Origin of the sequence: Paraburkholderia sp. J10-1 (assembly GCF_905220165.1) — a bacterium.
Classification (GTDB): domain Bacteria; phylum Pseudomonadota; class Gammaproteobacteria; order Burkholderiales; family Burkholderiaceae; genus Paraburkholderia.
Genome location: NZ_CAJMYW010000003.1, coordinates 189,263 through 213,025, shown reverse-complemented (window position 1 = coordinate 213,025; position 23,763 = coordinate 189,263). Strand labels below are relative to the sequence as shown.

Annotated in this window: 25 protein-coding genes; 13 read left to right on the top strand and 12 right to left on the bottom strand. The window is 59.4% G+C overall.

Annotation, left to right across the window (positions count from 1 at the left end; genetic code table 11):
- Nucleotides 1-31 precede the first annotated feature (31 nt).
- From U5A65_RS13565 to U5A65_RS13540, 6 genes are all read left to right on the top strand, one after another.
- Nucleotides 32-724 carry an XRE family transcriptional regulator gene (locus U5A65_RS13565; protein ID WP_321946543.1) on the top strand — a complete coding sequence of 231 codons (693 nt, stop codon included), beginning with the start codon at nucleotides 32-34 and terminating at the stop codon, nucleotides 722-724.
- Nucleotides 725-733: 9 nt separating this feature from the next.
- Nucleotides 734-1,483 carry a hypothetical protein gene (locus U5A65_RS13560; protein WP_321946542.1) on the top strand — a complete coding sequence of 250 codons (750 nt, stop codon included), beginning with the start codon at nucleotides 734-736 and terminating at the stop codon, nucleotides 1,481-1,483.
- A 7-nt stretch (nucleotides 1,484-1,490) separates the two neighbouring features.
- The gene (locus U5A65_RS13555; RefSeq protein WP_321946541.1) at nucleotides 1,491-3,032 is read left to right on the top strand and encodes a hypothetical protein; all 1,542 of its coding nucleotides are present in this window, start codon (nucleotides 1,491-1,493) and stop codon (nucleotides 3,030-3,032) included.
- 214 nt (nucleotides 3,033-3,246) lie between these two features.
- The gene (locus U5A65_RS13550) at nucleotides 3,247-3,453 is read left to right on the top strand and encodes a hypothetical protein (RefSeq protein WP_321946540.1); all 207 of its coding nucleotides are present in this window, start codon (nucleotides 3,247-3,249) and stop codon (nucleotides 3,451-3,453) included.
- Between the two features lie 21 nt (nucleotides 3,454-3,474).
- On the top strand, nucleotides 3,475-3,708 hold the full coding sequence (locus U5A65_RS13545) for a hypothetical protein (protein ID WP_321946539.1): 234 nt from the start codon (nucleotides 3,475-3,477) through the stop codon (nucleotides 3,706-3,708).
- Between the two features lie 139 nt (nucleotides 3,709-3,847).
- A complete protein-coding gene (locus U5A65_RS13540) occupies nucleotides 3,848-4,327 on the top strand; it encodes a hypothetical protein (protein WP_321946538.1) in 480 nt (159 codons plus the stop codon).
- Nucleotides 4,328-4,421: 94 nt separating this feature from the next.
- Here U5A65_RS13540 and U5A65_RS13535 read toward each other — a convergent pair whose 3' ends face one another.
- The 5 genes from U5A65_RS13535 to U5A65_RS13515 all read right to left on the bottom strand — a co-directional run bounded on the left by U5A65_RS13535 (nucleotide 4,422) and on the right by U5A65_RS13515 (nucleotide 7,891).
- Complete coding sequence (locus U5A65_RS13535) at nucleotides 4,422-4,634, bottom strand: hypothetical protein (protein ID WP_321946537.1); 213 nt, start codon at nucleotides 4,632-4,634, stop codon at nucleotides 4,422-4,424.
- Nucleotides 4,624-5,235, bottom strand: a complete 612-nt coding sequence (locus U5A65_RS13530; protein ID WP_321946536.1) for a macro domain-containing protein — start codon at nucleotides 5,233-5,235, stop codon at nucleotides 4,624-4,626. The genes U5A65_RS13535 and U5A65_RS13530 overlap by 11 nt, the downstream gene beginning before the upstream one ends.
- Complete coding sequence (locus U5A65_RS13525; RefSeq protein WP_321946535.1) at nucleotides 5,232-6,707, bottom strand: hypothetical protein; 1,476 nt, start codon at nucleotides 6,705-6,707, stop codon at nucleotides 5,232-5,234. Before U5A65_RS13525 ends, U5A65_RS13530 begins: the two co-directional genes overlap by 4 nt.
- A gap of 8 nt (nucleotides 6,708-6,715) precedes the next feature.
- Nucleotides 6,716-7,330 carry a hypothetical protein gene (locus tag U5A65_RS13520; RefSeq protein ID WP_321946534.1) on the bottom strand — a complete coding sequence of 205 codons (615 nt, stop codon included), beginning with the start codon at nucleotides 7,328-7,330 and terminating at the stop codon, nucleotides 6,716-6,718.
- A 270-nt stretch (nucleotides 7,331-7,600) separates the two neighbouring features.
- Nucleotides 7,601-7,891 carry a hypothetical protein gene (locus U5A65_RS13515; RefSeq protein ID WP_321946533.1) on the bottom strand — a complete coding sequence of 97 codons (291 nt, stop codon included), beginning with the start codon at nucleotides 7,889-7,891 and terminating at the stop codon, nucleotides 7,601-7,603.
- Between the two features lie 184 nt (nucleotides 7,892-8,075).
- On the opposite strand from U5A65_RS13515, the gene U5A65_RS13510 reads away from it, so the two are divergent.
- The 6 genes from U5A65_RS13510 to U5A65_RS13485 all read left to right on the top strand — a co-directional run bounded on the left by U5A65_RS13510 (nucleotide 8,076) and on the right by U5A65_RS13485 (nucleotide 18,347).
- Nucleotides 8,076-8,477, top strand: coding sequence for a hypothetical protein (locus U5A65_RS13510; RefSeq protein ID WP_321946532.1), 402 nt, complete (start codon nucleotides 8,076-8,078; stop codon nucleotides 8,475-8,477).
- A gap of 767 nt (nucleotides 8,478-9,244) precedes the next feature.
- Nucleotides 9,245-16,576 (top strand): carbohydrate binding domain-containing protein, encoded by a 7,332-nt coding sequence (locus U5A65_RS13505; protein WP_321946531.1) that lies wholly within the window; start codon nucleotides 9,245-9,247, stop codon nucleotides 16,574-16,576.
- A 22-nt stretch (nucleotides 16,577-16,598) separates the two neighbouring features.
- Nucleotides 16,599-16,976: a hypothetical protein gene (locus tag U5A65_RS13500; RefSeq protein WP_321946530.1), complete on the top strand. Its 378-nt coding sequence runs from the start codon at nucleotides 16,599-16,601 to the stop codon at nucleotides 16,974-16,976.
- An 81-nt stretch (nucleotides 16,977-17,057) separates the two neighbouring features.
- The gene (locus U5A65_RS13495; RefSeq protein WP_321946529.1) at nucleotides 17,058-17,480 is read left to right on the top strand and encodes a glycoside hydrolase family protein; all 423 of its coding nucleotides are present in this window, start codon (nucleotides 17,058-17,060) and stop codon (nucleotides 17,478-17,480) included.
- The gene (locus tag U5A65_RS13490; protein ID WP_321946528.1) at nucleotides 17,480-17,896 is read left to right on the top strand and encodes a hypothetical protein; all 417 of its coding nucleotides are present in this window, start codon (nucleotides 17,480-17,482) and stop codon (nucleotides 17,894-17,896) included. Before U5A65_RS13495 ends, U5A65_RS13490 begins: the two co-directional genes overlap by 1 nt.
- Nucleotides 17,889-18,347: a hypothetical protein gene (locus tag U5A65_RS13485; RefSeq protein ID WP_321946527.1), complete on the top strand. Its 459-nt coding sequence runs from the start codon at nucleotides 17,889-17,891 to the stop codon at nucleotides 18,345-18,347. The genes U5A65_RS13490 and U5A65_RS13485 overlap by 8 nt, the downstream gene beginning before the upstream one ends.
- Here U5A65_RS13485 and U5A65_RS13480 read toward each other — a convergent pair.
- The 4 genes from U5A65_RS13480 to U5A65_RS13465 form a co-directional block, all read right to left on the bottom strand.
- The gene (locus U5A65_RS13480; protein ID WP_321946526.1) at nucleotides 18,334-18,657 is read right to left on the bottom strand and encodes an FxLYD domain-containing protein; all 324 of its coding nucleotides are present in this window, start codon (nucleotides 18,655-18,657) and stop codon (nucleotides 18,334-18,336) included. The genes U5A65_RS13485 and U5A65_RS13480 overlap by 14 nt on opposite strands.
- 71 nt (nucleotides 18,658-18,728) lie before the next feature.
- Nucleotides 18,729-19,070, bottom strand: coding sequence for a hypothetical protein (locus U5A65_RS13475; protein WP_321946525.1), 342 nt, complete (start codon nucleotides 19,068-19,070; stop codon nucleotides 18,729-18,731).
- Complete coding sequence (locus U5A65_RS13470; RefSeq protein WP_321946734.1) at nucleotides 19,067-19,432, bottom strand: tlde1 domain-containing protein; 366 nt, start codon at nucleotides 19,430-19,432, stop codon at nucleotides 19,067-19,069. Before U5A65_RS13470 ends, U5A65_RS13475 begins: the two co-directional genes overlap by 4 nt.
- Before the next feature lie 156 nt (nucleotides 19,433-19,588).
- Nucleotides 19,589-20,032, bottom strand: coding sequence for a hypothetical protein (locus U5A65_RS13465; protein ID WP_321946524.1), 444 nt, complete (start codon nucleotides 20,030-20,032; stop codon nucleotides 19,589-19,591).
- Nucleotides 20,033-20,210: 178 nt separating this feature from the next.
- Here U5A65_RS13465 and U5A65_RS13460 point away from each other — a divergent pair, with 178 nt between their 5' ends.
- Nucleotides 20,211-20,876: an SOS response-associated peptidase gene (locus tag U5A65_RS13460; protein ID WP_321946523.1), complete on the top strand. Its 666-nt coding sequence runs from the start codon at nucleotides 20,211-20,213 to the stop codon at nucleotides 20,874-20,876.
- A 13-nt stretch (nucleotides 20,877-20,889) separates the two neighbouring features.
- On the opposite strand, the gene U5A65_RS13455 is transcribed toward U5A65_RS13460, so the two are convergent.
- From U5A65_RS13455 to U5A65_RS13445, 3 genes are all read right to left on the bottom strand, one after another.
- Nucleotides 20,890-21,324 carry a hypothetical protein gene (locus U5A65_RS13455; protein ID WP_321946522.1) on the bottom strand — a complete coding sequence of 145 codons (435 nt, stop codon included), beginning with the start codon at nucleotides 21,322-21,324 and terminating at the stop codon, nucleotides 20,890-20,892.
- Nucleotides 21,321-22,088 (bottom strand): hypothetical protein, encoded by a 768-nt coding sequence (locus U5A65_RS13450; RefSeq protein ID WP_321946521.1) that lies wholly within the window; start codon nucleotides 22,086-22,088, stop codon nucleotides 21,321-21,323. The genes U5A65_RS13455 and U5A65_RS13450 overlap by 4 nt, the downstream gene beginning before the upstream one ends.
- A 287-nt stretch (nucleotides 22,089-22,375) precedes the next feature.
- Entirely contained in the window at nucleotides 22,376-23,650 is a 1,275-nt protein-coding gene (locus tag U5A65_RS13445) for a tyrosine-type recombinase/integrase (RefSeq protein WP_321946520.1), read from the bottom strand.
- Nucleotides 23,651-23,763 lie beyond the last annotated feature (113 nt).

Here is a 23,763-nt window from a genome sequence, read left to right as displayed (position 1 = left end):
TGGAGCGTGAGCGATGAACGCGATAGCAGAAGTGATCGAGCAAACGTGCGCTGACGGCGCAGCGGCGGTAGTTCGCCATCGAATGGTGCGAAATCGCAACTTGCCCGAAGAGCTGGAGACGTTACGGCGCAATCTCATCGCGGCGCGCGTCATGAGCGGCCTGACGGCGCTCGAAGCATCCCATCGTTTTGGCTACAGGAACTCGACCCAGTTGAGCTTGATCGAGTCCGGGAAGCGGCCGACACCGCGCGAGCACGCATTCGTACGCCAGGCCGCGCGCGTCTATTCGGTTTCAACCGATTTCCTGCTCGGTCTATCTCCGCACATGGAGATCGATTCCCGCGTTGCACAGCAGCACGCGCTTATGAGGGGGATCGAGGATGTCATCGGCAGCACGGCGGCGCAATTCGCGAGCGCGATGATCCAGTTCACCGCGCAAACACAGCCCGTGCCGGGCGATTTTCGGCACGTGGCGGAGGCGACGGATCGCGTGGCTACTGCACTCGCACGGCTGCGCGAATGCTCGAAGTTTGATGACCTGAGGGGGAGCGCGCCTCTACTTGCAGCAATTGAGGCGCTTTCAACTGCCGTCGAACCGCTGCGTGCGAAAGTCAAGACGTTCAAGAGCATCGACGCGTATTTCGAGGATCTGCGGGAAGGGCGGGCCGAGCCGATACCTTGGTTGATGGAGCGCTATAGACAGCCGGACATTTTCGGCGAGTAGAGACGGGACATGACAGGCAAAACGAAAAAAGGCGCAGCGCCGGACGCGGCGCCCTCCACCAAAGCGAAGCCGAAGCGCGCAACTGCATCGCGCCCGACGAAGACAACGCGGAACAGCGCGGCCGAAAAGAAACCGGCTGCGCCCGCTAAGAAGGCCCCAGCAAAGCGCGCCGCGTCTCCCGCCGACACCGCAGCACCCGCCGAGCGGCGCGCCGCGGAGAAGCGCTCCGTTGGGCGCCCAACGGACTACAGGCCCGAGTTCTGCCAGATGATGATCGAGTTCTTCAACATCGAAGTTGAGAGCGAAGAGAAGTTGACGCTCGTCGACAAGAAGGGGGAGCAGATCGAGCAGACCATCAGGCGAACGAATCGCTATCCGACGATGGAGCGGTTTGCGTCCACGCTCGGCGTGACGCGCGAGACGCTGTACAACTGGGCAACTGCGAAGGAAAAGGATGGCAAGACTCCCTGCCATCCTGAATTTTTTCACGCGTATACGCGCGCGCGCGAGCTAGGAAATGCCCTTTTGATCGAAGGGGGCCTCGGTGGTAATTACGAGTCTCGCGTTGTGAACTTTGCTCTCATGAATCTGGCTGGGTGGAAGCAACAGGTTGAGGAAGAGTTCCGTGGGACCGTATCGGCCTCCACCGCGGCGGAACTTGACAAGGCATACAAGGACGGCATGGCGAATGCAGAGAGGATGCGTGAGGAGGCGTTGGCGCGTGCCAAAGATCGCACGGCCGGCGCAAGGGGCAAGTGACGCGTAGATGGCGCGTAAGTCACAACAGGCGCTACTGCCAGAGGACAGCCGCTACCTCGAGTTCGTCAAGCGCTATGCGTTCGACTGCACGCGCTTCGCGATAGAGGTTTGTGGCCTGAAACCCACCCATCAGCAGATCGAGCTCTTCGATAGCGTGAGCATGTCAGGCTCTCGTACGTCAGTCTCTTCTGGTCACGGGACTGGGAAAACCCTGTCATACGCGGTCATCGCGCTCTGGCATCTGCTCTGCTACAACCTGTCGAACACGATCATCTCCGCCCCCAAGATCAGCACGGTGCAGGATGGCGTGTGGAAGGGATTTGCGGACCTGAGTGCGCAGATACAGGGAGGCCTTCAGGCCTGGATCTGGGACTACTTCACCATTACGGCCACGCGTGTCTACGTCAAGGGCTTTAAAGCCAACTGGTGGGTGACTGCGAAGACAGCGCCACGGGGATCGCCTGAGAACCTTGCTGGCGCGCACCGTGACTGGCTCCTATGGCTGATTGACGAGGCCTCCGGCGTGCCGGACGCCAACTACAGCGTCATCACGGGCTCGCTGACCGATGCACGCAACCGCATGTGTCTGGCAAGCCAGCCAACCCGCTCTTCGGGCTTCTTCTACGACACCCACCACCAACTCTCGCTTGAGGATGGAGGTAAGTGGAACAACCTGGTTTTCAACTCCGAAGAATCGCCGCTTGTTTCCGTCGAGGCGATCGCAGAGAAGCGCACCCAGTACACCGAAGAGGAATACGAGATCAAGATTCGCGGGAGGTTCCCCGAGAACAGCTCGAAGTACCTGCTCGGCCCGCGCGCGATTACGGACTGCATTGGGCGCGAAGTATTTGGGCCAGACGAGGAATACGGGTGGATCCTGCCGGTGGACGTAGGCGGCGGCGGGTATCGCGATGAGAGCGTGATTCTCGCAATGAAGGTTTCTGGAAATGGCGAATACGGCGACGACGCCCGGCGTGCTCAACTTGTCGCTGTGCCGCTCTGCACGAACGAGAAGGACATCTCGGACCTGCATGGCGACATCGCTAACGAGTCGGGTGAACGAAGCAATTCGACGGCCGTCATCGACGCTGGCGGCATTGGGCTTGCGGTATGCAAGGCGCTCGACAAAGCCGGGTTCGGCAACTACATCAAAGTGAATTGGGGTAACCCGAACTTCAGCAAAGAGTACAAGAGCCGGTATGTGAATCAGCGCGCTCAGGCAACTTGCGGGCTCGCGCGTGCAGTGACAGAAGGCCGGTTTGGCATCTCGGCTGATCTGCCGAAGGCTTTTCTCAAGAAGCTCGTGAAGCAGGGCAGCCGGATTCCGTACCACTGGGACGACAAGGCCCGGCGATACATCGAGAAGAAGGAAACGATGCGCAAGGACGGCATACCGTCGCCGGATATCTGGGACGCGTGTTCATTCCCGTTCCTGGAGAGCGTCCACTACACGTTATCGGATGACGTTGCGGTTGCGAGCGGGCAGGGCAGCGCCGCCATTCAGGCAGCGCGCGAGAAGTTGAAGGGCGAACTTGGCGTGGAGAGCTAGGAAGCGTATGACCGATCAGGATGCAACGAAATGGCCTTCCAGCAGGCCGGCGGCGAAGGCGCTAGGGGTAAAGCGGTTCTTTACCGGGAGGCCGTGCAAGGTGGGCCACGTCGCGCCACGGTACGCCGACAACGGTGCGTGCGTCGAATGCATGAAGGCGCACGTTGCCGCGTCCCGCAAGAAGGCGACAAAGGCGCGCAAGGAGAAGAAGGCCATGAAGGTGATTCACGTGCCCGCGGTTGACTGCGTGATCGTGGCGGCTGAGCCGATGAACGCCGAGCAATCAGAAGCATTCCGGCGCGGCCTTATCGAAGCGCTCGAGCGCGGGCCGTGGCCGCCAGCAACGGGCGTTGCGGAAGCGCTGCTTGGAGATAGCGCAGTGCTGATCGCGGATGACGTCGAAATGCACGGGAAGCCCTAACTCGTGCGTTGGCTTCGAACGATGATCTCGCACGATCAAGCGCTGCTCGCCCTGGGCGGCGCCGCCATTTTCGCCACTTTGAGTTTCTTCGGAGTCGGCACCGGCGTAGCTGGTGTGTTGTGTACGGCTGGCGGACGCGCCATGCTGGTTGTACTGCGCGGTCGGCACCCTCACGGCGCCGACATCGTGGCCATGATCGCCGGCGCGACGATCGCTCTGCTGGCGGCGTTCGCCGCCAATGCTTCCCCTCTCTAACGCACCGATTGAAGTCGTTGGCACGCTGGATTCCTTGTTCGCAAACGCCTAATTTTCACGACTATTCTGTGCGCCACCGTACGGAACCGGTGATGTTTGCAAGTCTACCTTTCACGCATTACAACGACAGGAGCGTGAAATGGAAGACGACAACACTCAACCGCGAGATTCTTCTGAGGGCAAAGGAGCTTCGCCTATTCAAGATATTGGAATGGCGCTTACTGCCACGCTGGCCGACGTAGCAGCAAGCCAGATGTTCAACTTTGTGTTCGACTCATGGGAGCCGAATAGTCTTCATTGGCCAGCGCCGTCCAGTCTTTCTATCCAATGGGATGGATCCTGGTCATTCTTCGCCGCACATCTGGCGAATATGCGGCGGACTGGCGGTTTTTTCGATACCGGCACCACTTTTAATTTCGGGCTGACGCTTTCGTTTTATGACGTCGACGTCCCACTACACGCGAGTCACGCACCGATCTACACCACGAACATCGGTATAGCCTCGCTCGACTACAAGAACTCCGCAGACAATGTGGTCAAGAATGGTCTTGATCCACGGATCGCTGAGTTGGCGGCTCAAATTGTGTCCGCCAACTGCATCCAGACCATGTCAACCTGATGTTTGGCCGGGCCGGGCGCCGCAGCGAACAGTAGCGAACGACGCCCGCACGGCTACTGTTGCGCCTACATGATCGAGGGTAACCTCTCGTTGCTCATTGCTTAGCTCCTTGCGGTGAGGTGTCGCGCTTGTCGCGCTGGGGCCGCTCGACATACCCACAGTTGAAGCAACGCGCCGTCTCGTCTGATGTCATGTTCGCGCTGCGATACATGCCGGCTACATTGGGTAGCATGCCACTGCCGCACTGTGGACAATCCTCAATCTTGTGGCCGTTGATCGTGCGCATTCCAATAATTTCAACTGGCATCGTTGCCTCCTTTTTGCACGGCTGCAGCGCTCGAGGTCGACGGCACCTTCGTTTCGCTCATGTGCTGATGCGCCTCTGTCCACGCGGCGTGCAACTGGCGTGCGCAGTTATGGCCACTCATGCGGCCAGTCGCCGTCGCCAGCCCTGGCATCAAGATCGTAGGCTCGCGGCCCAGCGCCTTTACGCCGTCAGTCAGGGCGCAGCGGAGCACCGCGCGGAACGCAAGGTAAGCGTTGTTCGTATCGCTCACGTCGCCAGGCGGCCACGCCATCGTCGGCGCGCAAATCATCAACGGAATTGCGTCCGCGCGTTCGTCGTATGTAGTGATAAGCCTGGCGCTGCCGATGGGAAGGTGGCCGCCGTGCAGCGTGCGGATGTCACGCATCAACCGCGCTTCCAGTTGCCAGCCGAAGCGGTTGATGTAAATCTGGTCGATTCCGCCATCCATCCGGCCAGTCACGTTTGCGGGACTCACGATGATGTCAACCGGTTGGCTGCCGTAGTTCCAAATATTACCGGCTTCGGCGTCCCAAGACGGAAGGAGCGCGCGAACGTGGTCGACTACGCCCGAATGATTAAGGTCTCGAAAAATGATCTTCATGCTTTGCCCTTAGTGTAAGCCGGCCGCTCCGCATCGCTCATGCGCTGCTCGCTGGGGTGGGCGGCGAGCAGGGCGCGAACGGCCTGAATGACTGCGTTGCCGAGTAGGCGCACTTCTCCATCCTCGCCGTAGACGTGGACATGCTGCTTCACGAATGCGGAGAGAATTTGGTCATCCGTCAGCGCCGCTCCGGCTTGCGGGTGCGTGGGCTCGTCTGGGCTCGCGTTCGTTGTCGACGAAACTAGGCGGACGTCGATGTGCGGGGCGTAGCGCGCCTCCATCATCGCGAGATAAACGGTATGGGCATCCCAGCCAATCGGGCTGACGACTCGCTTAAACCACCTACCGTGACGATCGAACACGTCCCACAGGAGCCCCGCGCCGTCTTGCCACTGCATCAGGCGCGTGAGCGCTTCCTCCGCACCGGCTTGCGGTACTGCCGCGAGGTCGCGAATTGCGGCGATGATCTGGTCGTGAGGTTTGACGCCGAATTCACCGCGGTCTCGCCACTTCGGGTCGACTTCGCACAGCGCAGCCTGGATTGCTCGGAGTGATGTACGCGTATAGTCCTCCGTCGCGGCTTGCGGTGCGGTGGCGCGGGCTGCTTCGGCGTAAGCAATCATTTGCTCACGCGAATAGGCGCGGTCTGAATGATCGGCAAACGTGCGCAGCGGATCGGGCAGTGGCGGGAGGTCGAACGCCGCGCGCTCGTCGGGCTGAGCCTCTTCGTCTACGTCCGATTCCAGCTTGTGTCCATCTGACGGCGTTTCAGGCTCGCCCCAGTGCCCCTCAGCCGGCGAGCCTAGCAACGTTGGCGCTGCCGCAGCAGGGGCGACGGGGTTCAACTCGTAGGCTAGCTTGACGATTGCGTGCGCAAAAGCAAGCGTCTTGGGGTCAAGCGGCATTCCAATACACTCCGCGACCTTCAGCGCTGCGCCGCTATCGATACCAAGTGGCACAGCAGGGGCGACGAACTGCGCTGCATCTGCGGCTGCGAGCTTGGGCAAAGTCTCGGCGATGATCGCCATCATGCAGTCGCCGCCCGTCGCGCCGAACTGATCGGCATGCGCTTGAATGTAGTCGAACGCAGGCGCAAGCGTTGCCATCGCTCTCGCATAGAGGTCTTGCCACGCATCCAGCGCAGCAGGGGCGACGGGAGCTGCGTAGAGCGCTTCACCTTGGTGTCCGTGGTCGAGCGCATCCTGAATCGTGCGCTTGATGGTTTCCTGGTCGTCGGTGATCCACGGAACCCACGCGAAACCGGGGACGCGCGTGCGGAACCCGATAGGCGATTGCGCTGCATCGGAAGGGAGAGCTGCGACAGCGTGTTCAGCCACCGCCTTCAGGTTCGCGCGCACCGACTCGGCATTGCGCGTCTGTTTGAACATCAAGCACGCCGCGAACGGGTGATATTCGCCCGCCTCGCAGTGCATGCCGCATTCCGCACACGGCTTCAGTTCTTTCGCATCCATGTTGGTTCTCACTCCCACGATTCGATGATGAATTTTCCGAATACGCCGCGGAACGTGCCGAGGCCGATTGCCAAGCCGCCTTCCTCGACGAGGTTTCGAATTTCTTGCTCCTTGATCTCCTTGTTCGGGAAGATGTCGAGCGTGAATTCAATCGACCACGGAAGCGGCAGAACCGGGCGCTCTTTCGGGTTCGGAATGCCTTTGTCGAGACGCGCCACCGAGCGGTGCAGGTAGATGCCCGTCAGCGGCTCGCGGTCGTCCTCGAATTTGCCGACGCGGATCGGTTCGCCGTCGCGCAGCAGCGGCAGATAGTTCGGATTCGAAATTGGCCCGCTGATGCTCGTGAAACTCAAGCACGCGTTCGCGATGTCTTTGTACGCGCGCTTATCGCGCAGGCGCTTCGGGGCACTGTTCGTGTTGTGCGCCGTTAGAAACGACACAATATTGATGGCTGGCAGACACAAAATGTCCGTGCCAGGAACCTGATAGATCTTCTGGTGCCATTCCAGCTTCGTCTTGTTGTCGCCCGCGTAGCGGTCGAACATGATGTCCCGCACCCCCTTCAGCACCACGCGGCGCGTCACCTTGTCCAACCGCGTGTCCGATTTCGTCGTTACCGTCATTTCGATTCTCCATCGCTAAAGCCCTCGCCTTGCCTAACCACGCCAGTCACTGCCTCGCCAGGCTGTGCCGCGCCTCACCAAGCCGCGCCGTGCCAGGCTGCGTGATGCGCCACGCGCACCCGTGAACCCCGAAGAGCTCACGGCTACGTAGTAGCTCCTTGCCTCGCCCTTCCTTGACGGGCCTTTCCCAGCCATGCCCCGCCTCTCCGTGCAGAGCCGTGCCGAAAACCTGTGCTAGCCGCTCATATGCGCCTTCGCGCTAGTGGTGGGTCAGAACGGCGGGCAGTCACACTTGCCTGGCCACTCGCCGCATTCACGGCAGCGACGCGGCACCCAGCCAAAGAGCAGCCAGTAGCGGCAATTGCTCAGGAATCGCATGAAGTGGAAGTGACGGGTAAAGCCGACCATGTCCGCGTAGTCGCAGTCCGGAGCGCCGCAGCGTAGGCACGGCGTCGCGGGCATTTGATGGCTCCACGCAAGGTAGTCGGGCTCGCAGCCGAACCACCAACACTTCAGGCGTTTCACTGCGTCGCCCACCAGGCGCTTCAGGGTGTTGCTCATATTCATCTCTCGGATGGCGGGTTCAGTACAGGCACGAATGAGAGTATTGAAATATCTATATTTTGGCAATAGACAAATCACTGAATTTGATCGGGGTTGGAAAAGGTCGACCGGGCGCGTGTGCTCTTGCCCAATACATTGAAGGCGTCAATGAACCATCACTAGAACGCCTTTCCTACATGCAATGACGCTCGCCGCCATCTATGACCTGACTTTTGAGCAGGGCATCGCCCGAGAAATCGTTGTCTCGAAATGGGCCGACTGCAACGGCGACTTCATCAAGCTCGACGGATACAGCGCGCGTTTGCAGATCAGGGCATACGCGGCGTCGCCCGATGTTCTCTTCGACAAATCGACCGACGCCGGCGACATCACGATCGCCGACGACCGGATCGTCATTCAGTTCACCCAGGAAGACGCCGAAGCCATGGCGGATGGCGGGCGTCGCAAGCCTCTTCCGAATTCCGAAAAGCGTGCTCCGAAACGCCGCGTTGGTGTGTACGAGCTGCGCGTGTTCGCGCCCAACGGCGTGCCGTTTTCGCTGGTGTGCGGGGACGTTAATGTGATCCTCAAGGTGGTGCGATGAGTAGCAGGCTTCGAGTCGACTCTGTAACGGTCTGTGGTGGTCATATTGGTCCGCAGGGGCCAAAGGGAGACCGCGGGCCGCAAGGTGACCAGGGCGATCAAGGTCCGAAAGGTGACGTAGGGCCTGAGGGTCCGCGAGGGCCCGCTGGTGGTCCACAAGGCCCCGAGGGCCCGCAGGGGCCGCAAGGCCCTCAAGGTCCGCAGGGCATGGAAGGTCCCCAGGGGCCTGAGGGCGCGCGCGGCCCTCGAGGAGATGCGGGCGCTGTCGGTCCACAAGGCGAAGTGGGCCCGGCAGGGCCGCAGGGCGATAAAGGCGTGGCCGGGCCCCAGGGTACTGCGGGCCAGCAAGGCGTTCAAGGGCCTCAGGGAGACCGAGGCGAGCGCGGAGAGCTTGGTCCTCAAGGTGAGCGTGGTCCACAGGGCGACGTTGGCGCACAGGGCGACCAAGGGCCTGCTGGCGCGGTTGGGCCGCAGGGCGAGAAGGGACCACAAGGCGAGCGCGGTCGTACCGGCGCGACGGGTGCACAAGGGCCACAGGGACTGCAGGGGCTTCAGGGGGAGCGCGGCGAGCGTGGAGACCGCGGTGATCGTGGCGATCAAGGCGAGCGTGGGCTTACGGGCCCACGCGGGTCGACCGGTGCGATTGGTCCGCAAGGCGCTCAAGGCGAGCAAGGCCCAATTGGCCTGAAAGGCGATCGTGGAGACACGGGCGCGCGCGGAGAGCCGGGCGAGCGCGGAGCAGACGGGGAAGCTGGCGCCGAAGGGCCGATGGGCCTCAAGGGTGAAAGTGGCGAACCCGGCGCGCAGGGCCCGAAGGGTGATCGCGGCATCGACGGCGCTGTTGGTCCCCAGGGACCTCAAGGGGCGCAAGGTCTCAAAGGCGACAAAGGCGACAAAGGCGACAAGGGCGATACAGGGGCACAAGGCCCTGCTGGCGTAACTGGCGCTCAAGGCAAACAGGGAGACCGGGGTGACGTCGGACCCGTCGGCCCAGTAGGCCCGAAAGGCGATGACGGTGCGAAAGGCGCGACGGGCGCACAAGGCCCGAAGGGTGACGCTGGACCCCAGGGCGTCGCGGGTCCGCAAGGCCCTCAAGGCCTAACAGGCGAAAAAGGCGACCAAGGCAATATCGGGCCCGCCGGTCCTGTTGGCGCTCAGGGGCCAAGAGGCATTGACGGTGTCACTGGCAGGCAGGGGGACGTTGGTCCGGTGGGGCCGAAAGGCGACCCCGGGCCACAGGGTCTGGAGGGCGTGCAAGGGCCGACAGGCGAGCCCGGGCCGCTCAAGAAATTCCGGCAGCCTGGCGCGACTGCGGTCGATCTCGACTACGAAACGAAGATGCGGCAGCAGACCGTATCGGTTGAGGAGTATGGCGCGGTGCCAGGCGTCAAGGCTGACCAACGTCAGGCGATCGAGGACGCCGACGCCGATGCCGTTTCGACTGGCCGGAAACTCGTGTTCCCTCGCGACCAGGTCTTCTACGTGAGCGAGCTTTTTCTCTCCGCGCGTGAGATCGACTTTTGCGGCTGCACGATCAAGAAACTATCCGCCACGTCACAAGGGCAAGTGAACTGGGGCAATCGCGCGGACAAGAAAGCCGGTATTTCGGACGGTGTGCTCGAAAACCTGACCGTCGACGCGAACGGTCAGGCCAACGTGGTGAACCTGCGCCTGTATGGCAACCATACGCGGCCCAAGCTGAGAAACATCAATCTGCTGGACGCTGACCAGTACGCGTTCGGCATTGGCGCGCTCGCGAGTCCAGGCGATAAAGCTGACCTTATCAACGGGTTGGACGTCGATGGCATGTACATCGAGTCGTACCGCGGAAACGTGTTGCTTGGCACGCCGTATAGCATGGGGATCGAGTGCTTCCCTGGCGTGACGTGCTACGACTGGTCCTTCAAGAACGTCAAGACGAAGGGCCTGATCATCAACAAGATCCACGCCGTGGTGGGGCTCACGCTCTCGGACGTGAATTGCGAAGCGACTGCGAATTTCAACTCGTTCTCGTCGGGCTACTTCGAGATCAACAACTGCGACAAGGTTGACATCGATTCGAGCTGCCGCTTCCAGCAAAACGTGAGTGGCACGCTGTACTACTCGCTCAAGATCGGTGGCGACCGGGTCACTGGCTACGGCGGTTCAGCTTCGGATTTTCGTTTCTCTGGTTCAGTCGATTCGCTTGCTATTGCCGGCGTCAAGGACGTGACCGTAACGAGCGTCGCGAACGTCACCGGCAATATCGATGTCTACGGCACGAACGCGACGATCCACTTCAATGGCTCCTCGAGCGGCGTTATCGCGATGCAGGCCGCCGCCAGCGTCGATCTGTTCAAGATGTCCGGCGCACGGGTGGCGCTTCTGCGCTTGAACCAGGGCAGCATTGCAGCCTTCCAGTGGACCGGCGGCCGTTGGTCGATGAATGGCAACAACTCACGCTTCGCGGGGGTCACGGCGGGCCGCATTTCGGCTGTTGACATCGTGCTAACGGGGACACCGCAAAGCTATGCGATTCAAGCCGACGGCGCCACGACGGAACTTCGGCTAACCCACTGCACGGTCGACGGCGCATCAACATGGGATCGGCCATTCTACGTCTCCAACGGCGCAGTGCTACGCGTCATCTCGTGTGACGTCAATCGCTTCAAGACGGAGACGCTAACGGCTTCCGGCAGCCAGCAGCTGGCGGAGGAGGTCGATAACATCATAGACGGCATCTGGGATGTTAATGGACAGGTATCGTCGAAGCGCTTCAAGACCATTCAGGAAGCGATTAATCACGCAGTGACGACGGGGCGCCAGCTTGTGATCGAGCACGGGACAAAGATTCCGCAGGTGTCATGGGCCGGGCGTCTCGATTTGTTCGCGCGGGGAGTCGTGTATTGCGAATACGACGGCAAGAATGGGCCGTGGATGCGCGCGGCTCCGGGTGCTGATGGCAGCGGCCTCGTATTCGACTGCATCGACTATCAAGGCAACGGCGTGCTCGGTTTGATGCTCGATGCGCCGCGGTGCAAGGTCTATGTGAAGGCTGCGCGCAACATGACGGCGCAGGACTACTCAATCGCGAATCGGCAAGGGGTGGTCGTCTCTCAAGCGGCGGACTGCGAGATCGACGTGACGGCCTACGATTTCAGCATGGGGCCGCCGCAAGGGGCTAACGCGGTTCCGCGAGTCGTCACAACGGATGGTGGATCGATACGCAATAAGGTCCGTGTGAAGGCCTACCATTGCCACACCGTCTGGATCGAGAACGGAGTGAACAACACCGCCGAGTACGTCATCGCGGATAGCTGCACAGACAACGGTATCTACAACCTTGATAACTCACAGGGCATGAAGTGCGTGTTCCTGCAATACACGAACGGCAAAGACGAGGCGTTCGTTCTCAAGGGTAAATCGCCATGGATCGGGAAGGCAATCTTTGACGGCTGGAGTTTCCCGGGTGTACAGAACTGCTCCAACGCAGTGGTTGACGAAATATTCTTGCTGCCGACACCGGATGGCAAGCCGAGCACGAGCGCACTCCGCTCGCGCGACGGAAACGTCCAGTCTGATATCCGTATTGGGCGCATAACAGGCGACCTCACAGTCAACGAAACTACGGCCTACGCTCAAGGTGCGCTGTTCCAATTTTATGTTGGTGCGGTTGATATCCGCGTCAAAACGATTGATCTACGTGTGAAGTGGGCGGCGACGTCATGCGCGACAAATTTCATCTTGCATCGCAATGGGTCCATCGCTGAGTACGGTGACGTGCGCCTCCAGTTCGACGACGCGGACGGAAAGCCGGCTCAGGCGATGTACTGGGGCCGCCCGCCAGCACCCGCACGATTTGTACTAGCGAATACCGACTTTGACGCAAAGGACTATGAGTGGCTGAAGATCAGCGACGTCAACACGTCGAACGTCTTGCTGCCCGCCGGCCAGGAGATCAATGGCTCGGTACTCGTGAATCCGAGCACGGTGTATCCGCAGAACAGGACCGTCACCGCTACGGCCGCGCCGACATCTGGATCATGGAACCGAGGCGACACAGTACTGAACAAGTTCCCCTCTACCGGCGGCGCGACCGGATGGCGCTGCATCGCTTCCGGCACGCCCGGCACGTGGCGTTTGCTAGGTCAGGCTGGCGTCGGTAAGGGCACCACGCGACCTACCGCTGTTGCTCTTGGTCTGGTGAACGATTCAGATATGGTCGGTGCTGAATATCTGGACACGTCGATCGATGCGCAAGGGAAATACATCAAACACAACGGAACCACATGGGTTGACGTTGCGACAATCGATGCTCCCTTCCTTCAAACGGACGCAGCTAGCGGAGCAGTTCCAATCCCCCTCGCGGACGCGGTGCGTGAGCGTGTCAGCGTTAAGCGATTCGGAGCTGTAACCGGTGGTGATGCGAAAGACGGCAAGAAGAACTGGAACGCGTTTCAAAAAGCGATCCTCTACCTCATGGAGAAGGGCGGTGGCACCGTAGAGGTGGGGCGCGGACGATATGCGTTGGACGTATCCGTCCCGCTCATCGTGCCATCCCGTATAAGTTTTGCCGGCGAGGTTGGCGCGTCAATCATCGTGCCGGACATCTCCACTGTCGTCGATGTCGCTACGCGTCCTTGGCCGCTTGCGAACGGGGGCGTTTTTGTGTCAGGCAATCCACTGACCGGAGAACGGGCTGTGCTCGATCGCGGGACGGGCTGCGTTGGCATCCACTTCTACGGAATCGAGATCGAGTGCGACTTCACGCATTTTTCGCTCAGTGCTGGCAAGCAGTTGCGTGGCTTCGCAATCTACGACACGGTTGATACGTCGATATCACATTGCAGAGCCGAGAATCTTCCCAATACGGGCATCAATTTTCAAGGTTGCATTGATTTCCGGATCGTCGTTAACCGAGCCATCGGTAATGGTTTCGGGCCGCCCCTTGCTGTTGCGGCGTCTAAGAATGGCATCAGTGCATCTGGGCTGGCGCTCCCCAAGAGTAGGGCTCAAGGTAGCACGGGTGGGGTGGTCTCTGAGAACGTTTCCCGATACAACGCTGACGAGGGCATTCAGTACGGCCTCAACGGCAATATCGTGCTTTCGAGCAACGTTTGTATTGGCAATGGTGATTTGGGCATCGAGGGTGATACCTCATTTAACGTCACGGCGACGGCGTCGTCGCTGGGTTTTGAAGTTCCATCCAGAGCCTTGCTGATTAGCAATATCGTTGATGGCACAAAGCAGGATGGGACGCTCGGGCGAGGGGGGATTACGTTCAGCGGCGGCAACGAGGGTAGTTGCCTGCTGATCGCGAATATGGTGTCCAACACCGCTGGACAGCCAGGTCTCTCAGCGATGCAGCTCGGCGGCGGGTATGTCGTTCTGGAGAGTAACACTCTCGACAATTGTGACCCTGGGCCAAACCAACATCAGATTATGGTCAACGCCAAGGTCGTGCGTCTTCGCGGAAACACTGTTACCCGGCCCGGCTGGACAAATCAGCACAGTGCGGTCTTCGTGTACGGTGGGGTGCAGCGGGTGGAGATTGACGAAACCACTTCGGATGCCGTGCCGGGCACCAGTATTCAGGTACAAACCACGAACCCGGCATTTTCGCATTTGATTGCGCGCTCCAACACATCATTTGGGAGCGTCGCTGACGGCCTATTGTTCCAGCCGTTGGTTGACTGCTCTCCAGCACTCGTGAGCCTGTGTGACAACGCGTTTCTCGACGTGAATGCTGGCGGAACGGCTGACCGGCGAGCAATTTCGATCAAGGCTGACAGCGTCGATCTGAAGGTGACTATCGGCAAGCTGCAAGTCACGGACAATACCGCGACATATGCGAAGGCGACCCAATATGCCGTGGGATTGAAAAACCTCAAGGCAGGGGCCGTGGCAGCGGCTGAGATTCACGGTAATGACTTCGGCGCTCCGACGATGCCGAGCGGAAACCGCGTTGTAGACGAGCCTGATGCCGTCGCGTCGAATCAACTCTTCGAGCGCAACAACGGATTGCCCGGGCAGCGCGTGGCTCAAGCTACCGCCGCGCCGACTACCGGTTCGTGGTATCGCGGTGACACGGTATTGAACCCGCTCCCCTCTAGCGGGGGCGCGACGGGTTGGCGATGCGTCGCCACTGGTACTCCCGGTGTGTGGCGTCTGCTGGGTCAATCTGGAGTCGGCAAGGGAACTGCGCGGCCCACCGCCGTCTCGCTTGGCTTCGTCAATGACTCGGATATGGTAGGGGCTGAGTACATCGACACGTCGCAGGACGCACAGGGGAGATACCTAAAGCACAACGGGACAACGTGGCTGGATATCGCGGCGATCGCGACCAATTCGAACGTTGTGAATTCGTCCAACGAGTTGCGGGCACTTTCCGGGAAGACGTCCGCGCGAGCGCAACGTACTGGTTACTATGCGGCCGGCGATGGAGGTGGCGGACGTGACTTTGTCCTTGGCGCGCCCGGTTCGGCAACTGACGATGGTATCAGCGTGTTCACGGGACCGGATGGCCCGTGGATCGTGGAGCAAGTCGGCGACATGACGTTTTCGCAATGCGGAGCGCTCGGAAACTACGACGATAACGGCAACCCAGTAAAGGACGAGACCCAGCAGCTTCAGGCGGCATTTACCTGGGCCGCGAAGCGCGGCGCGACAATTCGCGCGCAGCCGTCACAACGCTTCTTGGCGTCAAAAACGCTTTATGCCTTCTTGCCAGGAAACTTTCAGTTTGACGGGGCTCGCATCGTGGCGGCCTCAGGATTCAAGGCGGACAAATTCAGCTACGGCAGCGATCCTGCTTACCCGGTGCTCGTGATCAGCGGCAAAGCCGGTACTGTGAGTCCCGCAACTGGCACAGCGATTCAGAATTTCAGCGTCATTGGGCCGTATGGTGGTGCGGTATCGAAACCGCCAAACCTACCTCTGAGCCAGTACGTAGTGCTTGACGGAATTCTCGTTTGTGGGGATTACGCGCAAATCAGTGACGCCAAGCTGATGCTCATGAGTGAAGGATTCCGTGATTCGCTCATCGTTGGTGGTTCGCACTGCTACCTCGTCGATTTCACGTGTCCAAGTATCGGAAAGGCTTGGCGCCGTGGTTGGCGGTGGCTGCGCGTCGATGATACGGGGGAGAATTTCCATATCCATGGTGGCAAGACGTTCAACTGCGTGAATTCTGCAGGCACGGCCGTTGGCATGTACGAAGACGGAACAACGAACCTGGACGCCGGGATTTACAGCCATTCCTTTGACTATTGCGACAGGTCAATGGAGTTGCGCAGCGGAATTTGGACGACTGTGGGATGTCATTGGGAAAACAACAATAACAATCCACACGTACGCCTCTTTAAGACAAACCAGATGCCTGGAACGCATCTCAGAGTGATAGGCGGATCAATAGGCGGTGGGCCGCTCGGCACAAACGGCCCTTACATCCCGAACGAGACATTCGGCGGGCGACCGTACCTGATCGGACTAAATGGCGACGTGTCGCTTGACTTCAACTCGAAGATCTCAGGTTTCAGCAACGTCAATACGTCGGTAGCCGTCAAGGAATCCGGCAATGACCCGGTGAAGGTCTACGTGAGAGGTTACAGCGACTGGAGATCGAATCAGAGTTCGGGCCTCGCGGTTCCATGGGCCGGCAGCAATCGGCTCTACAACGGCGGCTTCGAGACTGGTTCGTTCGACGGATGGAACTGCGTCGGACTTGGCAACGTATTTTCTATTGATTCGACGGACCCGCGTACTGGTAAGTACTGCTGCCAGATCCAGTTGGCGGACCCGGCCGCGTCTTCATCGGCGGTGCAGGATATCACGACAGTTAGTGCGAATCAGGTTTACGTGGTTGGGGGTTGGATCAAGAGTCCAGACCTAGAAGTGGTCAATGGTGGCTACGTGACTATTCGTGTGCAGTTCCTCACCAAGGACGCGAAAGTTATCGATGATGGCAATACAGGCGCAATCACAGGTCCAACCGACGGCTATCAGCAAACCGGGAAGCAGTTCATTGTTCCGGTCGGTGCCTCGATTATGCGAGTCCAGTGCTACGTTTTACACACGACAAGTCCGGTGCGTTTCGACGACGTGTTTGCTTGCCCAATCTAGCGTGCAGTGCATAAGGAGTGACATGAATATCGGCATCAGCATCAAAACTGAAAAGCAGACCACGGACGTACCGATGGGAGCGGCTCCAGCAGGTGTGCGCGTTTCACTCGCAGACTCCATCGGCAATGTCGCACTCGACACGAGCGGCGATATCGTCCAACCGATACTTTTGCGTGGACCAGCCTACACGGGCGCGTTCGAGAATATCAGGGAGGACAGCTACATCGTGAGCGCCGTTACCGTCGACTCAACAGGTAAGGAACTGAGCGAAGTAGTGAGCCAGGCCGTGTCGGCTTCAATGGTGGACGGTGTGGTTGTCATCTCACCTTGCGAGATGCCGCCAGCTTCAGTCGCAACCACTATCGATGTGCCGACTTCGATTGGCGCTGTGGTCGGCTAGGAAGCGTTCCGATAGGAAAGCGAGTGTCGAACTGTGGGCTCTCACTAACTACGATGGAGTCACACCTGTCAGGAGCCACAGATGTCACAGTTGGACTTGCGAGCGTTGAGGGCGGAGCTTGAGCGCGACGAAAAGCGCTGCCTCAAGCCATACATCGATACCGAAGGGAACACCAGTGTCGGGGTGGGTCGCAATCTCACCGCGGTCGGTATCTCAGATTCCGAGTGCGACTTCATGCTCGAGAACGATATTGCTAAGGCGCTCCGGCTGCTTGACCGTAATTTGCCCTGGTGGCGTCAGCTCGAACCCGTCCGCCAGCGCGTGCTCGCAAACATGGCATTCAATCTCGAGTACCGGCTTTTCACATTCAAGAAGGCGCTCGCGGCGATGGAGGCGCGGGACTTTTCAAAAGCCGCGGAAGAGATGCTGGCATCCAAATGGGCGGTACAGGTGGGCGAACGTGCGCAGCGCCTAGCCAAGATGATGCGTACGGGTGCGGTGTAATGGCTGAGCCTGTTACGTCCAGCTTCGGTGCTGCCGTCGTTGGCTTGCTGAGCGGCGCGCTCGGAGCTATGGCGACGAGTGCCGTGCATCTGCCGAGCAATACCGGTTTGCTATTCGGTGTCGTGGGCGGCAGTGCGATGTTCCTCGCGCGGCCACGGGAGGGCTCTCGATTCCAGAAGGCGATTTCGTTCGGTGTCTCCCTGAGCGGGGGGTATCACCTCTCGCTTTGGGTGCTCGAGGCACATCCCGGCTTCTCCGCGTGGGCAACGGGATTCTTTAGTTCACTCTTGATCGTGGCCGTCGCCGTAAAGGTGCTTGACTGGGTAGAGAAGAACGTTCAGCCCTTGCTCGACAAGTTGAGCACCTGGGTATTCGATAAATGGTTCGGAGGTGGCGGAGGTAAGTCGGATGAGTGAGCTGATGCGTTACTTGCACGTGCATGGGCCGTGGGACTTCACGACGTTGCTGCTTAACGGCGCCGCAGCAGTGTATATCGTGCTGCGGTTGGTTTTTGCCGACATCCCGAAGAACGCGGAGGTTAGCTGGACGAGCCGGCTGTGGAAATATGCATTTGTCGCTGTCTACACGTTCCTCGCGCTTCGGATTGGATTTGGACTGTACAAAACACCTGTCGATCCAGGCGAGCTTCTCGTCAATCAGCTTATAGCGGCGATGGTCTGGCGGTGCCGCGGCGATCTGCGAATTATTGATGACGCGCTCGCTCGAGCGGTAGAGCGCTGGAAGCAACGCGAGCAGGCGGCTAGTTCGAACGGTCGAAAATGGCCACGGAAATGGCTGCGATACGGTGCCGCCTGCTTGCTCGTCTGTGTGTTCCTGATCTTGTCGCGTTGCGTCACATCGTCCTGACTGAAACGACCTCCGAGCGTTCATAGGGAATTGTCGTGATGGCGCGGAATAGCCACTTTTGGCCCGGTGCAATTCCGAATGCTACCGCGCTTGTATTGCCGACAATGTTGCCCTGTGCATCCAATAGGTTGATCGTGATCGTTGCGCTTTCAATTCGATCGGGAGACGTGTTTGTCGCGGTGCCGGCAATAAAGCCGGACGATGTGCCAGGCGAAACTGTAGCCTTCATGTCGCTGAGTTGTAGGGCGCTTTCGGCGTGCGCGCTGAGAAAGGTGAGGCTGATGAGTGTTGCGATTACCAGCTTCTTCATGTTTGTGTCCTATGGTCCGGTTGATCGGTTTGCCGTTTGAGCCGATAGCCAGTCTCGCGTGCCAGACTACCTCACGGGCCGCCGAGCTTGCGTGAGACGACATAGACATCCACGCCACTCATCGAACACTCCGAAGATGATGCTTCGCTCGAGGTGATGACCTCGATCATTTGCCCCGCCTTGTCGTGGAACGTGATGTCATAGACCTGCCGGTAGCGATTTTTGCCGAGCTTCTCGGAAGCGAGCCGCACCGCTTTAGTCTTGGATTCGTCGATTTGTGACGGGTCGGTGATGCCCGCATTTTTCAGATGAACCAGCGCCATGTTGGTCGGCCAGCTTGCGCATTGTGGCGACGCGGCGAAGCATATGGCCGGTGCCGCTAGCGCCAGAGCGAAAATTGCTGAGCGCATCATGGGACCACCCGAAGTGTGTGATCACCACTCGACCATACCTGACGCCGTACAGTGTGATTCTGGATGATGCAGCCTTCGGATGCTTCGCCAGGGTGGCGTACGCTATCGCCGTGCATCATGAAGCCGTCGCGCCCGAATGTCATGGTGCCGTTCTGCGGTGTGAGCCGCATTGTGAAGTCGCCCGCGTGGTGGTGGTGGAAGGGCGCACCTATGACGTATGTGCCTTGTGGAATTGGCCCAGAGCCACGTGTGCCCTGCATGCTCCCATTGTTTCGTCCTGCGCCGTTGCCTGAATAACCTGTTCCCGCGACCCTGCCGTTGCGCGTCAATTGGCCTGTGCTTTGGCTATATGTCCAAGGCATCCATTGTCCCCTTTCGTTCATAGTTCGAGGACACGAACATAGAACGAAATTGGGCAGCAAAAGCGCCGTGGCACTGCTGATCATTGCGCGACCTCATGACCTGTTTGCGCTACAAACCAAGACGCATAACCACGCTGCGTGCTATGAACGAATCAGTCACTTGGAATTGCCAGTGAGCGGGCCGATGCGCTCGATCTCTTTATGAAGTCGGCGCCGGATGCGCGCGAGGGCCTTGCGCGCATCGTCGATCGTGGCGCTGTCTTTGGATAGATGCCAATATTCCTCTGCCGCTAGCGCTTCGAGCTCCGCAAATGCATGGCGGTCGGTCTGCACCTCAAGCGCTATGCGCCGCACGTCCGGGTGTTTGTGTTCAACCCAGATCCTTCGTAGTTCCCGATAGGTCGGCGTAACGAAAGGCGGGAGGCCGTATCGCGAACGCTCTGCCCGCTGACGGCGCTCGCGCGTCCAGTCAACTTCTGCCGGTGGCGCATCGACGAGCGGCCCGGTGTTGCGGTGTCGATCTCGCTTGGTGTGCTCGACACGATAGGAACGCGGATCATCGTAAGCGTGCCAGTCCGCCCGCGCTTCGTCGTCGGTCATCCAGACGGGTGTCTGCTCGAATCGGGCGGCGGCTTCGTTCCAACATGCCCACTTCCATTCCCAAACCGGGTTCATAACTCAAAACCTAAAATACTGTATGGATATACAGTATCATGCCATCTCGCAATTCCGCTAGGGCTGGCACAATGTGCCGAGCGGGATTTGGGGGAGGAATGAGATGTGCACGAACTACGCCGCTGCGCGCCGCGATCAGCTCTTCAAGCACTTTGGCGTCGAACCGCCAGATTCGCCTTGGAGGGATGAGGTCTATAAGGACTATCCGGCGCCGATCATTCGACGCGGCGATGGCGGCGCGCGCGCGGACGTCGCCACGTTCGGTATCGTGCCGCGCAAGCACATTCCGCCGGGCGTGCGAGTCTTCGACACGATGAACGCACGTGCGGAGACGGTCGGCGAGAAGCGCAGCTTCAGCGGTGCGTGGAAGCGGCAACAGCTTTGCCTGATACCGTGCGATTTTTTCTATGAGCCGGATTACGAGACCGGCAAGTCAGTGCGCTGGCGGATCGGCATGGCGTCGGGTGAGCCTTTCGCGATCGCGGGTCTGTGGCGCGAGTGGGACGAGGGGGAGGAGGGTAAGGCACTGTCCTTCACGATGCTCACGGTGAACGCCGCCGAACATCCACTAATGAAGCGCTTTCACAAGCCGGGGGACGAGAAGCGCTCGGTCCTGGTCGTGCCGCCTGATGAATATGAGGGCTGGCTCGGAAGCCGGTCGATGGATGAGGCGCGGACGTTCCTCAATCTCTTTCCAGCCGACAAGATGGCTGCCGAGCCCTTCCCAGCGCCACCGCGCGCAAAAAAAAGCGGCGTCGTCGATACCTGATGAGGTCCAGATATTACGGTTTACCGGCGCCCTGGCTTCCAGCAGTGCTGACTGCCGTTGTGCTGCCTGTCGCGTTCGCGCAAAGAGTTGTCGCGTTGCTGGCCGAAGTCGTTGCTTCAGCCTGCGTGACGGTAGCTTTGAGGTTGTAGTCGGCAACGACGCGCTGATCGATCAGCGGGCGCAATGACTTGCCTAACGCGATCGACCGAAGGTATTTCGGATTCTGCCGACTAATGAGTGGGTTGTTGAGCTGCGCGATTAGCTGCTCGTGTTTGCCTTTTGCGTTGCCCACGGAACCGGGAGTCGCCAAGGCGTCGTGAAATTCTTTGGCAGCGTGAAAGGCGCCGTAGTACGCTCGGCTACAAACTGCACGATAAGCCGCCTCGTCAGTAGCCGCCTTTAGCATGGCTGTTGCGCTGTCGACTAGTTCCTTCGGCGTTGCGCTCATGCAGGGGTGCCTTCAAAAACGACGTCGAAGGCGACGTCCTTCTCGATACCGGCTGCGTACTCTTCGGCTGCGAGTTCCATATTGAGATCGAACGCTTCGTTGGCAGAAACTGGCACACTGAATACGTATGTCACGCCGTTGAATAGGCCGTCCGCAACGGTCACTCGTGGATGGGCTTGGTTACGAATGTGGTGTCGTCGCAGGACCGTACCTGCCACATCGAGATGACGTGCGATTCGCTCGTCCGTGATACCAGCTTGTGCAAGGATTTTGTGCGCGTTCATTACCGTTTCGCGGTCGCCTTCGTTCCAAGGGATCTTCATTTCCTCGGCCCTCTCAGCAAAGCGGGCAACTTGCCCGATGGCACCACAACCAAATCCGAGTCGGATAGCGTCCGTGAAATGATTCATCTCCGGCGCACCGATTACTCGATAGGCCTCGTGAGCCGCAGAAAACATGCCAAGGTTTACGCAGTTCACGCCCCAATTTAGGAAATTAGTTCCACTGTCGCCAAGCTTCATGCTGGCATTGAACGCCTTTTCAGTTTCGTCCCAATTCCCTACAAGGGCGTACCAAGCACCCTGGACTTCCCATGCGGCGCGCGCATCCACGTTAAACAAGGCATCGATTTCGCGTCTGATAAGGCGAAGTTCTCGGCACTGGTCTGAAAGCGAATTCGGATCGAGAAAGTACGGCGACGCCATCTGAAGCGTGTTGATCCGATCTATGATCTGGCTCGTTTTTGGAGCCGGAAGTGCTTTCATTCTTGTGTCTTTATGGTGCGCCTAACGCGATGCTCGCTATCCAAAGTCAGGCTAGCACACGCGATCGAAACCGTGTGGCCACCCCGTCTAACGGCGTATTGCGAACTGTTACCGACCGAACACTGCCCTGTCCGACGAAATATCGGCGCAATTCGGTCAAATGTTACGGTTGGGTCGATGAATTATACGTGTCCGTATAGGCGGGGCGATAAATATTACCTATGGATTCTTTAGCCCTAGCTAAATCTTGCTGCTGCGCAATGCGCTCTGCATCGCCTGGTTGACAGCTACGCTGCGCGCCTTGGCCTGAGCTGCACCACGTTCGAGGTCGCAGGGGCTTCGTGCTTGCCGTGTGGGTCTGTGCTGTCGCAGCAACCGGCAATGAAGCGCGCCCACGCTTCCATAGCGGCCCGGCGCTCGGGGATTTCCTCGCGCACGTCGTATATGCCCTCGATTCCTGGCAGTTTATGGTTCAGGGCGATCTCGCTGATCTCCTTGCTGAATCCGAGATTTCGTAAGTGGCCTTTTGCCGTTGAGCGCGTGTCGTGGGGCGTGAAACGGCGTATCTCCAGCCCTTTGTCCTCAAAGGCGCGTGCGATCGCGTCACGCAGGATGTGGGTGTTCACGTGTCCGTCCAGTTTTTCCCACCGTGCAGGACAGAGCCAGTGTGAATCGCCTGAAAGCGCAATCAGCTCACGCATCCAGGTCACCACGAGCGGCGGCAGGGGGACCAGAAACCCCGTTTTCGTCTTGACAGTCGACCCACGTACGCGCCACGCGCCACGGTCGAGATCGATTAACTCCTTCTCCGCTTTCACCAGTTCAGAGGTCCGCACACAGGTTGCGAGCAGGATCCGGAACATCAGCCCGTTTGTCCGGCCGAGCAACGTATCGCAATCCGGTAAGAGGGTCCGCAACTCCTCTTCGGTCAGCATGACCCGCTTGCGCCTGGCTGGCGGTGCTCCGAGGATTGCCTCGAGGTCAACGCCGGTGGCCGGGTTTGAGTCGACCATGCGTCGGCCTGCAGCGTGCTTAAAAATACGACGCACCAGACCAAGCAGCGTTTTGCAAACTGAAAATGGGTGCCCGCACGTCTCGAGCATATAGACGATGTCCGATGATCGTGTCGCCTGAACCTCGAGCGCACCGAGTTTCGGCCGCAGTGTGGCGTCGAGTAGCCACGTGTACATCTTGACGCTGTTCGCTGCGAGCTGCGGGAAGCGCTTGTCGACGTAGTCGTCGCAAAGCTTGCTGACGGTCATTGCTTCGCGCACGCGGGCCTTCTGGACGCGCTTGTCGGCTGCCGGATCCTCGCCAGCGTCAATCTTGGTCCGATACGCCCGCGCCTTTTTTCGAGCGTCTGACAGGGTCAGATTGGGGTAGGTGCCCAGTGTGAGCTCACGCCGGCGTTGGCCTCTGCTATAGCGAAGGATCCAGGTCGCGGCTCGGGTATCGGAGAGGGTGAACGTAAGGCCGTCGCCGTCGCTCTTCGCAACAGGCTCGCCTTTAGCGAGCCAACGGCGCAGCTGCAGTTCGTCTAGCGCTTGGTGGACGCGTGCCATGGGAATCGGTCTATAACCCGTCAATAGATGGACGGACCGATTATTGGACTGTTCCAGCTACCAGTCTAGCTACCATCAAAACGCCTGACACAGCGCAACACGTTGACACACGA